This is a genomic window from Palleronia sediminis, assembly GCF_004358695.1.
GTDB classification, from domain to species: Bacteria; Pseudomonadota; Alphaproteobacteria; order Rhodobacterales; family Rhodobacteraceae; genus Palleronia; species Palleronia sediminis.
Window position 1 is genome coordinate 69,311 of sequence record NZ_SNAA01000001.1, and the last position, 12,244, is coordinate 81,554.

The 12,244-nt window shown below is 65.0% G+C and carries 16 protein-coding genes; 6 read left to right on the top strand and 10 right to left on the bottom strand.

What is annotated here, in order from left to right; genetic code table 11:
- Positions 1-6: 6 nt before the first annotated feature.
- Genes E2L08_RS00390 through E2L08_RS00405 form a run of 4 tightly spaced genes read right to left on the bottom strand, consistent with a single transcriptional unit; the run spans position 7 to position 3,167 of the window.
- Complete coding sequence (locus E2L08_RS00390; RefSeq protein WP_133395082.1) at positions 7-372, bottom strand: head decoration protein; 366 nt, start codon at positions 370-372, stop codon at positions 7-9.
- A gap of 4 nt (positions 373-376) precedes the next feature.
- Positions 377-1,408, bottom strand: coding sequence for a head maturation protease, ClpP-related (locus tag E2L08_RS00395; protein WP_168771008.1), 1,032 nt, complete (start codon positions 1,406-1,408; stop codon positions 377-379).
- A gap of 4 nt (positions 1,409-1,412) precedes the next feature.
- Complete coding sequence (locus E2L08_RS00400) at positions 1,413-2,948, bottom strand: phage portal protein (RefSeq protein WP_240757813.1); 1,536 nt, start codon at positions 2,946-2,948, stop codon at positions 1,413-1,415.
- A gap of 3 nt (positions 2,949-2,951) precedes the next feature.
- The gene (locus tag E2L08_RS00405; RefSeq protein ID WP_133395084.1) at positions 2,952-3,167 is read right to left on the bottom strand and encodes a phage head-tail joining protein; all 216 of its coding nucleotides are present in this window, start codon (positions 3,165-3,167) and stop codon (positions 2,952-2,954) included.
- Between the two features lie 48 nt (positions 3,168-3,215).
- Between E2L08_RS00405 and E2L08_RS00410 the strand changes: the two genes are divergently transcribed.
- Positions 3,216-3,830 carry a plasmid pRiA4b ORF-3 family protein gene (locus E2L08_RS00410; protein ID WP_133395085.1) on the top strand — a complete coding sequence of 205 codons (615 nt, stop codon included), beginning with the start codon at positions 3,216-3,218 and terminating at the stop codon, positions 3,828-3,830.
- 11 nt (positions 3,831-3,841) lie between these two features.
- On the opposite strand, the gene E2L08_RS00415 is transcribed toward E2L08_RS00410, so the two are convergent.
- Positions 3,842-5,878, bottom strand: a complete 2,037-nt coding sequence (locus E2L08_RS00415) for a phage terminase large subunit family protein (RefSeq protein WP_133395086.1) — start codon at positions 5,876-5,878, stop codon at positions 3,842-3,844.
- The gene (locus tag E2L08_RS00420; RefSeq protein WP_133395087.1) at positions 5,826-6,386 is read right to left on the bottom strand and encodes a hypothetical protein; all 561 of its coding nucleotides are present in this window, start codon (positions 6,384-6,386) and stop codon (positions 5,826-5,828) included. Before E2L08_RS00420 ends, E2L08_RS00415 begins: the two co-directional genes overlap by 53 nt.
- Before the next feature lie 145 nt (positions 6,387-6,531).
- On the opposite strand from E2L08_RS00420, the gene E2L08_RS00425 reads away from it, so the two are divergent.
- The 5 genes from E2L08_RS00425 (at position 6,532) to E2L08_RS00445 (ending at position 8,349) form a co-directional block, all read left to right on the top strand.
- Positions 6,532-6,801 (top strand): hypothetical protein, encoded by a 270-nt coding sequence (locus E2L08_RS00425; RefSeq protein ID WP_133395088.1) that lies wholly within the window; start codon positions 6,532-6,534, stop codon positions 6,799-6,801.
- 14 nt (positions 6,802-6,815) lie between these two features.
- Positions 6,816-7,034: a hypothetical protein gene (locus tag E2L08_RS00430; RefSeq protein WP_133395089.1), complete on the top strand. Its 219-nt coding sequence runs from the start codon at positions 6,816-6,818 to the stop codon at positions 7,032-7,034.
- Between the two features lie 95 nt (positions 7,035-7,129).
- Entirely contained in the window at positions 7,130-7,690 is a 561-nt protein-coding gene (locus tag E2L08_RS00435) for a DUF3489 domain-containing protein (protein ID WP_133395090.1), read from the top strand.
- 75 nt (positions 7,691-7,765) lie between these two features.
- Positions 7,766-8,041 carry a type II toxin-antitoxin system Phd/YefM family antitoxin gene (locus E2L08_RS00440; RefSeq protein ID WP_133395091.1) on the top strand — a complete coding sequence of 92 codons (276 nt, stop codon included), beginning with the start codon at positions 7,766-7,768 and terminating at the stop codon, positions 8,039-8,041.
- Complete coding sequence (locus E2L08_RS00445; RefSeq protein ID WP_206076944.1) at positions 8,038-8,349, top strand: type II toxin-antitoxin system RelE/ParE family toxin; 312 nt, start codon at positions 8,038-8,040, stop codon at positions 8,347-8,349. The genes E2L08_RS00440 and E2L08_RS00445 overlap by 4 nt, the downstream gene beginning before the upstream one ends.
- On the opposite strand, the gene E2L08_RS00450 is transcribed toward E2L08_RS00445, so the two are convergent.
- The 4 genes from E2L08_RS00450 to E2L08_RS00470 form a co-directional block, all read right to left on the bottom strand.
- A complete protein-coding gene (locus tag E2L08_RS00450; RefSeq protein ID WP_133395092.1) occupies positions 8,285-8,551 on the bottom strand; it encodes a DUF7220 family protein in 267 nt (88 codons plus the stop codon). The two genes, E2L08_RS00445 and E2L08_RS00450, sit on opposite strands and share 65 nt — an antisense overlap.
- A gap of 9 nt (positions 8,552-8,560) precedes the next feature.
- Positions 8,561-9,556: a DNA cytosine methyltransferase gene (locus E2L08_RS00455; RefSeq protein ID WP_240757826.1), complete on the bottom strand. Its 996-nt coding sequence runs from the start codon at positions 9,554-9,556 to the stop codon at positions 8,561-8,563.
- A 40-nt stretch (positions 9,557-9,596) separates the two neighbouring features.
- Positions 9,597-10,529, bottom strand: coding sequence for an IS110 family RNA-guided transposase (locus E2L08_RS00460; RefSeq protein WP_133395094.1), 933 nt, complete (start codon positions 10,527-10,529; stop codon positions 9,597-9,599).
- A 369-nt stretch (positions 10,530-10,898) separates the two neighbouring features.
- Positions 10,899-12,152, bottom strand: a complete 1,254-nt coding sequence (locus E2L08_RS00470; protein ID WP_133395095.1) for a site-specific DNA-methyltransferase — start codon at positions 12,150-12,152, stop codon at positions 10,899-10,901.
- Positions 12,153-12,244 lie beyond the last annotated feature (92 nt).

A 12,244-nucleotide genomic window follows, 5' to 3' on the forward strand; every position in this document is an offset into this window, starting at 1 on the left:
GTTTGATCAGCGGACGAGGATGCCGACCGCCAGCAGCGCGGCATGGGCGGCGGTGATCTCGCCTTCGCTGGGCGTGCCTGCGAAGATCAGATCGTGGCGGTTGACGATGGCGGGGCCGCGAACCAGGGCAACGGCTGGCACGTCGCCGCCGGTGGCGTCCGCCTTGCCCCAGAGCACCGCGACGGCGGTTTCCGTCCCATCGACGGCGGCGGGATCATGGGCGGCGTATTTGCCAGAGGCGGTGATCTTGCCCAGCACGGTGCCGGGATCGAGCGTGCCGGAAGCAACGGTGACGGTTTCGCGGGTGTAGTCGCGGAACGCCTCCCAGACGAGGAAGCCTCCGGGATGGGTGGTCTCGGTGATAGTCGTCACTGGGTTATCCTTTCAGCTTGAAGGTGCGGGCAACAATCTCGCCCCAAGGGCGCGCCGCTGAGCTGCGGCCCGGTTGCGCGTGATGCCCGGCAATCTCGGGTTCGGCTTCGGCTTTGGCGGCGAGCAGAGCGATGCGGACCTCATCCAGGTTGGTGTCCTGTTCGAGGAACCGCCCGGCCATCTGGACCTGGCCCGCAAGGCGGCAAAGATCGACGATGGCGCGGGCGTGGGCGATCCCCGAGGCCCGGGTTGCTTCTGGATCAAGCGATGCATCTGGCGTCGTGGGGTCGGGCATGTCGGTGGCTTCAACATGCCCGTCGAGCGCAGCTGTCGCATCGCCGGGGCTGTCGTCAATGGCACCTCCAGTCGGTCCGCCATCTTCTTCCGCGACGGCGCCCGGCTCGGTCTCCGGACATGCGTCATCCTCGTCGCCTGCGACTTCCACCGCTTCGATCAGGTCGGGCGGCGCGTTGCGGAACCGAGCGATGTCAAAGCGTGCAGCCATCCGGACCGGTTCCGCCAGCCTGTCTGCAAAGCCCGCCGCCACCGCATCACCCGCGTCGAACCAGGTCTCAGCCGCCATCAACGCGGCAACCTCGTCGTCGGGTTTGCCGGATTTGGCGGCATATCCCCGGACGAGACTGCCTGCGATCTTGTCCAGCGCCTCGGCCATGGCGCGCATGTCGCTTGCCGTGCCCATTGCCAGCCCTGATGGGTCGTGGATCATCAAGAAGGCGTTTTCGGGCATGACGATCTCGTCGCCCGCCATTGCGATGTAGGACGCAGCCGAGGCGGCAATGCCATCGATCCAGACCGTGACCGGGCCCGCGTGCCGTTTCAGCGCATTATAGATCGCCACGGCATCGAACACCGACCCGCCCGGGCTGTTCAGCCGCAGATCGACCGGCGTTCCCTCGGGCAGCGCGCCGAGTTCGGCAAGGAACCCTTTCGCCGAGACCCCATAAGCGCCGATCTCGTCATAGATCGAGACTTCCGCCCCCGAGGATCGGGCGCGGATTGCATACCAGTTTGCCATTCTGTCACTCCTGTTCGGTGGCCGGATCGGGTGTTGCGGCTCCACCGCCTGTGTCTTCGCCCGCATCGTCCCCAGTGCCCTCACCGGGGTTCGGCCGTGTCGCTGGCGTTGCTCGCGCACCTTGGGTCTCGCCGGGGCTGGTGCGGTAGCTCAGCCCGAGATCGGCGACGCGCCTCGCATCCGCCGCATTCTCGCGATCGACTTCCTCGACGTCATAGCCGGTGGCCTCGACCACCTTGCGCCGCGAGGTGATGCCCGCTTCCATCGCCAGCACCTGTGCCTGAATGTCCTTCAGCGGGTCGACCCAATCCCAACGTGGCGGGATCCACTGCACCACCCGTGCGGCAACGGGATCCTCGATGTGCAACCCACCTGCCAAGGCGGCCGTCTCCAGCCAGCGCCGCCAGATCGGGCGACACAACTGGTGGACAATAACGCCGTGCTGCAGCTGGCCAATGCGGCGGCGGAACTCGACCAGCTCTGCCCGCAAGCTCGAATAGTTCGCCTGCCGCACATCCCCGGTCACCAGGTGATAGGGCAGCCCCAGCGAAGCCGATACCGCGAGCAGCGTCCGGTACTGGAATGCCTCGTAGCCACCCCCCACATCGGCAGGGCTCGAGAACTTCACGTCTTCGCCCGGCAGCAGCACCTGCATCGTGCCGGGCTCGAGGCTGGCGATGGCCGCCCCGTCAAGATCAGCCTCGGACTCGCCCATCATCGGGTCTTCCGGCGCGGTCTTGGTGATGAACCCCGCGAACATCGCCGCGATCTTCTTCCGGTCCAGTTCGGCGTCGTCGTATTGATCCAGCAGAAACAGCCGCACCATGGCCGGTGCAACATGCGGCAAGCCCCGGATCTGACCCGCATCGATCGGCCGGTAGATGTGCAGCACGTCGTCGGCGGACACCCGGACCGTTTCCGGAATCACAGCCCCCTGATCTGTGCTGTCACCCGGATGGCGGCGGCGAAAGTGATAGGCAACACGGCGGCCGATGCCGTCAAATTCAATGCCGCAGCGGATGCGATTGCCGTTGGCCGCCGTCTCGGTCTTGTCGAAGGGCAGCATCTCGGATTGCAGAAGCTGCAATTGCAGCGGCACCAGCATCCCATCCTCGGCCCGGCGCGGCCGCAGCCGCACGAAACACTCGCCCGCCACGAACATCTCCCGCGCGACCATCGCCTGCAGGCCGTAGAAATCCGTCAGCCCATCGGCATCAGCCTCATCGGTCCAGGCCAGCCAGAGCCGCTGCACCTGATCGCGCAAGTCAGCATCCTCGATCAGCGACGAGGGCTTGATCCCATCACCCACCAGGTTTGAGGCAAAGGCCTCGCAGGCATTGGCCGCATACCCGTTGGTGACCACCAACTCTCGCGACCGTGCCAAGAGACGCGGGCCGCCGGAGGCGACCATCGCGTTGATATTCTCGAGCGGCGGGTTCCAGCCCCGAAGCCGCCGTTTCGCCATGGCGCCTTCCAGACGCGCGGACACAGCAGCAGGACCGCCGGGGCCCCGGCGGCGAAAGCGATCAAACAGCCCCATGGATCAGAGGCCCTTCGTCGTCGTGACACGCACCTGCCGCACGATCCGTCGTCCCTCTGCGGCCGCAATCTCGCGGTCGAGCGCCTCGATGGCCCGGTCGATCTCCGCCACACTGCGATAGTCCACCGTCTTTCCGTCATAGCTGACCCGCGCCACGCCAGAGGACCGCTGTGCAGTGAGAGTCTCGCGGCGGGCGCGAAGTTCTGTGATTGTCGCCATTCCAGTCGCCTTCTATGCTCAAGCGGAAATGAAACCGCTTCGAAAGCCATGACCCAGAAAATTGTCCGCCTCAGAATTGAGCTTGAGGCTATTGAGCCATGTATCTTCCGGATCATCGATGTGCCGATCAGCACCAACCTGCGATCGCTGCATGAGCTGATCCAGACGGTTATGCCTTGGGAAGACTATCATCTTTACGAGTTCACTGTTGGCGACAGATCTTACGGCGAACCTGACCCTGAAGACGCGGTCTGGGGCCGCAAGGTCTATCAGGCGAAATCCCTGCGGCTCGGGATGCTGATTGATCGCGGCGTCGACGAATTCCTGTATACCTACGACTTCGGGGACGACTGGAGGCATCGCGTCCTTATCGCAAGCGTCGTCGACGCCGAACCCGATGTCGACTACCCAGTCTTTGTTGGCGGTGAGCGACGCGCACCGCCCGAAGACGTCGGCGGGCCATCAGGATTCATGGATTTCGTCGAGGCGATCAGCAAACGCAGCCACCCACAGTACAAGGACATGGTCCGCTGGTATGGTGGCCCATTCCACCCTACCGATTTCGGCGCTGCAGAAATAAAATCGCGCGTTCGCGAGTTAGCTCTGCGGCGCAAGGTTTCTTACGATGCCTTCCAACGCAGCCGCGGTATGCGGGACAACTAAAATCGGTCAACTCACCCCATGTAATTTGAGCGCACAGTCCGCCGTCGTGGCGCCGTTCGCTGCGCAATCGGCGTGGTGTTTCCCGCGCCACCATCAGCCACGTCCTGAGCCGTGACTCCGAGTTGGGCTTCAAGGTCGGCCCACCGCGCATCCGACCAGCGATCGGCTCCGAGGATCCACGCGGCGGCGCGGGCATAGACCCGGCAATCCAGCGCCTCGTTGCGTTCGCGCAGTTTCTGCCATTCGAGCCGAGCGAAGCCACGCCGGGTACGCACCGTGATCAGTTGTTCGGCCGTGAATTGCTTCAACCACTCGCCGTCCGCCCAGTTGGGCAGATGGATGGTTCCCGGCGGGCAGATCATGCCCGCCTCGTTCGGCGAACTTACGCCGCGCCACTGGCGCGACGGTTCCGCCTCACCCTCCCGCGTCGGACGATCCTGGCGCAGGAACCGATAGGTCTCGGTCTTGAAGGTCGAGGTGGCCACCGTCCAGAGCCGCGCGCCACGGCGCAGCCTCCTGCCCGCAATGGTCGCGTCCACATAGGTCGGGCCGGTCACCGGGCTCGAGCGGTTGAATCCTTCGACGCCCTTCACCGGCGCCACCTGCGCGAAACCGACCTGTCGCGACCAGGCATAGACGGCGCTGGTCTCATAGCCGGTATCGATCGCCAGCCGCGCCAAAGTCATCGGCTGACCGGACGCATGCTCCCATGTCTGGCCAAGCAGATTGGTCAACTGCTGCCAGCACGCCGGATCGCCAGGCCCGCCCTCCAGGACCAGATGATCGATGAGCCAGCTCTCCAGGCCCCTGCCCCAGGCCCAGACATCGACCTCGATCCGGTCCTTCTGCACATCGGCCCCGGCGGTCAGAAACAACCCGCCCGCTGGAACGGTGCCAGCAGTCCAGGTCTCGCGCTGATCCGCCAAGCGCTGCCAGTCCGGCGCCTCGCCGCTTTCAACCCATGTCTCGCCGAGGATCGTGTTGCGGAACGCCTTGATCGCCTCGTCCGAGCCTTGCGCCGCGTCCCAGGCCCGCACGATCCGCTCCCAACTGAGCCAGCCAATCGGCGAGTAAAGCGCCGAAAGGTGATAGCCGACGGTATTGGGATCGGCCGCCGTGGCTGTCGCGCGCCATTCGCCCGCTTCCAGCATTGCCGTCTTGTGGTGTTCGGCGATGGGTGTCTCACAGCCCTCACAATGATATTCCGCCGTCTCGGGGTGGCCTTTCTGCCAGCGCAGCCGTTCGAACTTCAGCCATTGTTGCTGGCCACAATGCGGACAGGGCACGAAGAACCGCCGCTGATCGCTCGCCTCAAACTCGCGCTCGATCCGGCTCAGCCCCCGGATCGTGGGCGTCGAGACCAGGAATACCTTGCGCCGGTGCGCGAAGGTCAATGACCGGGCTTCGGCCAGCGTCACCGGATCGCCTTCCTCATCGGCCGAGGCCGGATAGGCATCGACCTCGTCGAGGAAAATGTAGCGCGCTGGCGTCGAGCGCAAACCGACCGCCGAGTTTGCCCCCGTCATGATCAGGATGCCGCCCGCGAATTCCTTCGACAGCATGGTGTTGCCCGCGTCGCGGGATCGGGCGGGTTTCACCCGCTCGCGCAGTTCCGGGCTCTCGTCGATCAGCGGGTCGATCCGCTGGCGCGAGTTTCGCTTGGCCAGGTCCACCGTCGGCTGGACCGCCAGCATCGGCCCCGGAGCCTGGTGGATCGCGAACCCGATCCAGTTGTTGCCGGCCTCGGTCGCCCCGACCTGCGCCGCCTTCATGAACACGATCCGCTGGGTCGGATCGCCCGGCGACAACCGGTCCATGATCTCGCCCATATAGGGCGTGCGCGCCGTGCGATACCGCCCCGGTTCGGCCGAAGCGCGGCCCGAGAGCATCCTGTGCCGATCCGCCCATTCTGACACCGTCAGGTCCGGGTCTGGCGTGAGCCCCGCGCTCCAGGCGCGCAGGATCTCTGCCGCGCCGTCGAACTCAAAGGCATCGTCACCGGAGATCGGGTTTGACCTCGGCAAGATCGTCGAGTTGGGCACGGACATGTTTCTCCAGAACCTTCTGCATCGCGGCGGGCTCAACACCGAGGTCAGCCGCCATCAGCGCAGCCGCACGGGCGGGCCAGTTGACCCAGACGTCGCGCTCCTGCCGCGCCAGCCGGAACACCAGCGACAGCGCGCGGGCCCGGTCGATCAGCTCGCCCTTCAGCTTTTGCAGCCGGAGGCGGCGTTCCTGCGCCTTCAGCACTTCGTTGGCGGTCTTGGCCTGCAGGAAGGTGGTGCCGCTGCCGACTGGCGGAGCCGCCATTCCCTGTTCGCGCAGGGTTTCGCCCACGGCGGAGACCGCCGCCTCGGGAACGGCTTTGAGTTTCGGCTGCGGTGCCTTGCGGGTTTTGGACGGATCGGTCGCTTCAGCCCGCAGGGCATCGCTGGCGACCGCGTCGATGCTGCCATCGCCGTGCAGAACCAGCCGCCCCGTCGCCTTGGCCTTCTGGATCGCCCCGCGCGAGAGGCCGACGCGGGCGGCGTATTGGCGCTCGCTCAGACCCTCCATTGCACGCTCCGATTATCATTCAAAATCATTTGCTTATGTAGTTGATAAGCCTCCGCGTCAGAGCGAACCTGTCCGTTGAGACCGATGCAACTCACCGCCGCGCTCAAGCAGCGCAGCGGTAGCGCAAAACCAAGGAGCCGCCACGATGACCCGCCTGAATCCCCAGACAACGCCCCGCCACCAGTTGCGCGCCGAGAAGGCCGCGCGGAACAAGGAAGCAGCGCTTAGCGCCTTCATGGGCAAGAAAGCCGAGATCGACGAGATGCTCGCCCGCTTGGCAAGCCTGAGCGACGACCACTTCAACGCCCACCCCGACGAAGTGAACTGGGGCCATGTTGGCACCCTTGAGCATTACGCCAGCCTGCTGAAGCGCATCACCGACAGTGCCTTCAGCGAAGGCGAGCACGCCGAGTGACAGGAGCCAACGCCATGGAAACCAGCACCATCCGATTGCCGATCCGCAAACTGCCCGACCACTTGGACAGAAGCCGCATCACCACGGTCCTCGACGAGATCGAAGGCGCCCTGATGGACGACGGCGGCGTTTATGTTCGCGCCTATGCCGACAGCATGACGATCACCATCGAGGTTCCGACCGATCAACTGATTGATGCGGCCGCCTGCCTGAAAGACCTCGGGCTGATCTGACCTCGGGCCCCCGCCCGAACTCCGACCGCGCGCCCTGCGCGGTTTGGGGTCGTAGAAGACCGCGACGGTCGCGGTCCGAACACGGAAACGACCCCATGACCAAGCTATCCGACACCCAGACGATCATCCTGTCCCGCGCGGCCCAGAACGAGGACCGCATTTCCCTGCCGCTGCCCGACAGCCTGCGCGGCGGGGCCGCCGCTAAGGTGGTAAACGCACTGCTTGCCAAGGGCTTCCTAGAAGAGGCCGATGCCGACATGCGCAACGGCGAACCGGTCTGGCGCGAGACCGGCGACGGCCATGGTGTCACGCTGGTCGCCACCAACGCAGGCCTCGCCGCCATCGGCATCGAACCTGAGGAAGCCAACGCCGCGCCTTCGCGCGCGCTGACCGAGGAGCCCGCGCCGGACACGTCCACCGAGACCAAGGCCGCACCCAAGGCGCGGACGCCGCGCGAGGGCACCAAACAAGCCACGTTGATCGCCATGCTGCGCGCGCCGGACGGCGCGACCATCGACGAGATTGTCGCAGCGCTCGAATGGCAACAGCACACTGCTAGGGGTGCCATGTCCGGTGCGCTGAAGAAGAAGCTCGGCCTGACCATCACCTCCGAGGTGGTTGACGGAAGAGGCCGCGTATACGCTATCCGCGATTGATCGCGGAACATCTCGACCCGCATTTAAAATGGCGCTATATTCGCACCGAATTAGATGCGCGCCGGGAGCCCAGCCATGGACATCATCAAAGACATCAGCCCGCTGACCGAGTTCAAACGGAATTCGGCGCGCATGATCGCGCGCATCAAGGAAAGCGGACGGCCGCAGATCCTGACCGTCAATGGCAAGCCTTCGGTCGTCGTCATGGACGCCAGCGCATGGCAGGACATGCAGGACCAGCTTGACCATGCCGAGACCGTCGCGGGCATCCGCAAGGGACTATCGCAGGCCCGGGCCGGTGAAGGCACAGAGGCTGGCCGATTCTTTGACGAACTCGCTCAGACGAAATGACGGCTTCACTGCCGGTGATCATCACGCCGAATGCGGCGGATGATCTGACAGCTTCATGGATCTGGCTGCGCGACCGCAACCCGAGGGCTGCGGACGAATGGCTTGCGGGCATCCGCAATATGATCCTCGACCTTGGCGCCATGCCCGAGGCGCATCCGATTGCGCAGGAATCGAAGGCCTTCGATCTGCCGATCCGGCGCGCGCTCTATGGTCGCGGAACCCGCTGGCGGGTCTACTATGCCGTCATCGACGGGGCGGTGCAGGTTCTTCATATCCGGCATGGCCGTCGCAGTGATTGGCAACCCTGATCCGTTCAAACAGCCGCCGAAGGACAAATGAGCGGGCAATGCTCACGAATGAGAAAATGGCGCCCATTTTGAGGTTCTGCGCCAGCGTCGTATGCAGCCCGAAAATCGGGAAGATCAAAATCTGCGTGACGACCGCGACGCCGTAGCCGACGATCACGTTGACGACGGACTCCACCAGCGACATGAGGCGTGACTGCTTCATCCCGCCACCTCATCCCTCGGCCAGCAATTCAGCCGCAAGAATTCGCAGCGCATGCGCCGCAACCAAGGGGACCACGCCGTTGCCACAGAGGCGAAGCCGGTCCACCCGGTGGGCCAGCCCATCAGCGCCTCGACGAACAGCGGATTCAAGGTCCGGCGCGGCTCGGAGGTATCGCTCCCAGCCATCGGCGTCACGAGGACCTGGCGGCCAAGCAGGCCGTTCACCGGGGTGTTCGCCAATGTCGTCGCCCCGTCCTTGTGATCCCGCGCCGTCGGCGTCATCCACATGCGGCTGGCGTTTGTCAGATCCGCTGTCTTGCGGCTGCCCGCGCTCGGCTTGCAGCCGTCGTTGGCCATCGGCGTCGGCCAGTCCCGCGCCATGCCGTCCAGACCCTTCTCGTGCTTCCGCGCGCCGCCACGGCTCCGAAAGCTGTCGGTCTGCGGCGTCGGCCACAGCGCCGCGCTCGTTGCCAGGTTCATCCCGTGCCTGCCCGCTTCCTGCGATGGCGTCGGCTTCGTTTGCCGGTTCTCGTTGGCGCTGGCCCGAGGTGTCGGCCACAGACGCAACATCTCGGTCCGGTTGCCGCCACTCGACCGGGTGCCAGAGCAGGCGCGCGGGGTCGGCCAGCTCGTCCCCTTCGCGGACGGCGAGGATGAACAACCGCTCGCGCTTGTGCGGCGCACCGACTTCCGCCGCCGTAAAGAGGCCTGCCGCAAGGCGGTAGCCCATGCCGACCAGTCCGCTGGCGACTTCGGGGAAGCCGAGGCGGAGATGATGGGCGACATTCTCGAGGAAGACGAAGGGCGGCTCGCATTCACCAATGATGCGGGCGACATGCGGCCAGAGGTGTCGCGGATCCTCCGCGCCGAGGCGCTTGCCTGCAACCGAGAACGGCTGGCACGGATAGCCCGCAGTGACGATGTCCACCGCGCCGCGCCATGGTCGGCCGTCGAAGGTTCCAACGTCGTCCCAGACAACAGCCTGATCCAGGGCCGAGTCTTCCATCCGCGCCACGAGAGTGGCCGCGGCGAAGTATCCGTCTTGATCAAGCGGCTTTTGCGTTCCATTTGCGGTCGTCGCGCAGCAGGGCGTTCGCGAGGATCAGCAGCTTTCGCATGATGGCCGTGATGGCGACCTTCGAGGGTTTCCCGGCGTCCTTGAGGGCCTGATACTTCTGCTTCAGGTCCGGGTTGAAGCGCAGCGCCACGAGCGCGGGCATGTAGAGCGCCGTGCGCAGGCTGCGCCGGCCGCCTCGGATGCGCGCCCGCCCGGACCAGGTGCCGGACTGGCGCGTCATGGGCGCGAGACCGGCAAGGCTGGCGGCCTGCTTATTTTCCAGTGTGCCGAGCTCTGGCATCTCGATCAGGATCGCCATTGCGGTGACTGCTCCAATGCCGGGAATGGAAGCCAGAACATCCCGGCGCCGGGACAGGCCGGGATCGCTGCCGACCAAGGTCGCGATCGCGGTATCGATCTCTTTCAACTGCATGCCGATCTGCTTCAGGCGGGCCCGCAACTGGCGCTTGATCACGGGGTTCACAGCGATCTGCTCGCGATTGGTTGCGGCGATACGATCCTTGACCAGAGCTTGGCGAGCGACGCCCAACTCCCTGAGATCATGCAGGGTTTCAGTCTTCGCCGGCCGCCCTTCCAGATCGAGAACCGCGCCCATCCGCGCCAGGATCGCCGCGTCGATCCGATCGGTCTTGGCCAGTTCGCCGGTTGCCTCGGCGAAACGGCGCGAGGACCGGGGATTGACCTTGACCGCCTCGATGCCTGCCGCGACCAGAGACGCCTCGAAGAGCCGGTGATAGGGGCCGGTCGGTTCGAACACGACGCGCACGGCCGATGTGCCGATCCAGCGGACCAGTGCAGCACACCCGGCCCGGTCGTTCGGGAATTGCCGATGCTCGCGCGTGCGCAGGCAAAAGGCATCGAGAGTGGGTTTCGAGATGTCGACGCCGATGGTATCATCCATTGTCTTTTCCTCTTCCTCTGCTTGTCATCCGGGCCCAGAACCCGGGTATCCGTTCAGGACAGATGAAAAGACGGGGGCGATCACACTACGCCTCGGTGGTGAAGCACCTGGTTTCCCTCGATCCGACCCCCGCCGCTGCCCGGCATATATGCCGTGCCAGGCAGCGGCTCCTTTATCTCAAAGGAGCCGACGGAAGTCATAAGACAAGGTTTCCCGTTCGACATGGCCCACAGTTCGATATCCGGGGATGGCAATGGTGAGCCCGAGGTCGAGCCCGCCTGCGCCGGAGCAGAGGGACAGGCCGAACAGGCATGCGTCGCCGTTTCCAGAGCCAAGTCCGCAGGAAGGTAGAGCCAGGTCATGCATGCCTCAATCGTCTTTGGTCTTGATTTTGTTGAAGGCCTCGCCCGAGCCGGAGAGAACAGCCTCCTTGCCCGTGAACTGCTGCCACCGCTCCACGGCGACATCGACGTAAGCCGGATTGAGTTCGATCCCGTAGCAGACCCGCCCCGTCGTTTCGGCCGCGATCAGCGTGGTGCCGGATCCCATGAACGGCTCGTAGACCGCCTGTCCGAGGCTGGAATTGTTCAGGATTGGCCGACGCATGCATTCGACCGGCTTCTGCGTCCCGTGCACGGTTTCAGCATCCTGATCCTTGCCCGAGATCTGCCACAGCGTTGTCTGCTTGCGGTCGCCGGCCCAGTGGCCCTTGCCGGTTTTCTTCACGGCATAAAGGCACGGCTCATGCTGCCAGTGATAATCACCGCGGCTCAGCACCAAGCGATCCTTGGCCCAGATGATCTGCGACCGGATATTGAAGCCGGAGGCGGTCAGGCTGTCGGCGACCGTGGTCGCATGCAGCGCGCCGTGCCAGACATAAGCGACGTCGCCGGGGAACAACGCCCAGGCCTCGCGCCAGTCAGCACGGTCGTCATTCAGCACCTTGCCGGTGCGCCTGGTTGCGGCGGCCCCTGCCCTGTTGCGCCAGCCGGGATCGTATTCGACGCCATAGGGCGGATCGGTCACCATCAGGAGCGGCTGCACATCACCCAGCAGACGCTCGACATCGGTGGCAACGGTCGCGTCACCGCAGAGCAGCCGATGCTTGCCCAGCAGCCAGAGATCGCCGGGACGGCTGATCGGGGATTCAGGGGCCTCAGGAACATCGTCCTCGCCCTCGCGAGAGGCGGTTTCAAGGTCGACCTCACCAGCCAGCAGCGCCTCGAGCTCAGCGTCGTCGAAACCGATGAGCGACAGATCATAGTCCTCTGCCAGCAGGTCGTTCAACTCGGCCGAGAGCAGTGCCTCATCCCAGGTCCCGAGTTCCGTCAGCTTGTTGTCCGCGATGCGGTAGGCCCGGCGCTGCGCCTCGGTCAGATGACCCAGAACGATCACCGGCGCTTCGGTCAGCCCGAGCTGCGTTGCCGCCAAGACGCGCCCATGGCCCGCGATCAGCTCGCCGTCGTCACCGACCAGGCAAGGCACGGTCCAGCCGAACTCGGCCATGCTGGAGGCGATTTTTGCGACCTGATCCGCGCCGTGCATCTTGGCGTTGTTCGCATAAGGCTGGAGCTTGGCCAGCGGCCAAGTCTCGATCGCATCCGGGGCGAAGCTCAGCGTCATGATGGGCAAGGTTCCTTGGGGCGGGTGGATGCCGGTGGCCTCCGGACTCCGGATGCCGGGCTGGACCCCACACGGAGTCCAGCGGCTACCAG

Coding starts and splice junctions, on each gene's coding strand:
- E2L08_RS00395 (WP_168771008.1), bottom strand. CDS start 1,408: ATGGCAAACTGGTATGCAATCCGCGCCCGATCCTCGGGGGCGGAAGTC.
- E2L08_RS00400 (WP_240757813.1), bottom strand. CDS start 2,948: ATGGGGCTGTTTGATCGCTTTCGCCGCCGGGGCCCCGGCGGTCCTGCT.
- E2L08_RS00405 (WP_133395084.1), bottom strand. CDS start 3,167: ATGGCGACAATCACAGAACTTCGCGCCCGCCGCGAGACTCTCACTGCA.
- E2L08_RS00410 (WP_133395085.1), top strand. CDS start 3,216: ATGACCCAGAAAATTGTCCGCCTCAGAATTGAGCTTGAGGCTATTGAG.
- E2L08_RS00415 (WP_133395086.1), bottom strand. CDS start 5,878: ATGTCCGTGCCCAACTCGACGATCTTGCCGAGGTCAAACCCGATCTCC.
- E2L08_RS00420 (WP_133395087.1), bottom strand. CDS start 6,386: ATGGAGGGTCTGAGCGAGCGCCAATACGCCGCCCGCGTCGGCCTCTCG.
- E2L08_RS00425 (WP_133395088.1), top strand. CDS start 6,532: ATGACCCGCCTGAATCCCCAGACAACGCCCCGCCACCAGTTGCGCGCC.
- E2L08_RS00430 (WP_133395089.1), top strand. CDS start 6,816: ATGGAAACCAGCACCATCCGATTGCCGATCCGCAAACTGCCCGACCAC.
- E2L08_RS00435 (WP_133395090.1), top strand. CDS start 7,130: ATGACCAAGCTATCCGACACCCAGACGATCATCCTGTCCCGCGCGGCC.
- E2L08_RS00440 (WP_133395091.1), top strand. CDS start 7,766: ATGGACATCATCAAAGACATCAGCCCGCTGACCGAGTTCAAACGGAAT.
- E2L08_RS00445 (WP_206076944.1), top strand. CDS start 8,038: ATGACGGCTTCACTGCCGGTGATCATCACGCCGAATGCGGCGGATGAT.
- E2L08_RS00450 (WP_133395092.1), bottom strand. CDS start 8,551: ATGAAGCAGTCACGCCTCATGTCGCTGGTGGAGTCCGTCGTCAACGTG.
- E2L08_RS00455 (WP_240757826.1), bottom strand. CDS start 9,556: ATGGAAGACTCGGCCCTGGATCAGGCTGTTGTCTGGGACGACGTTGGA.
- E2L08_RS00460 (WP_133395094.1), bottom strand. CDS start 10,529: ATGGATGATACCATCGGCGTCGACATCTCGAAACCCACTCTCGATGCC.
- E2L08_RS00470 (WP_133395095.1), bottom strand. CDS start 12,152: ATGACGCTGAGCTTCGCCCCGGATGCGATCGAGACTTGGCCGCTGGCC.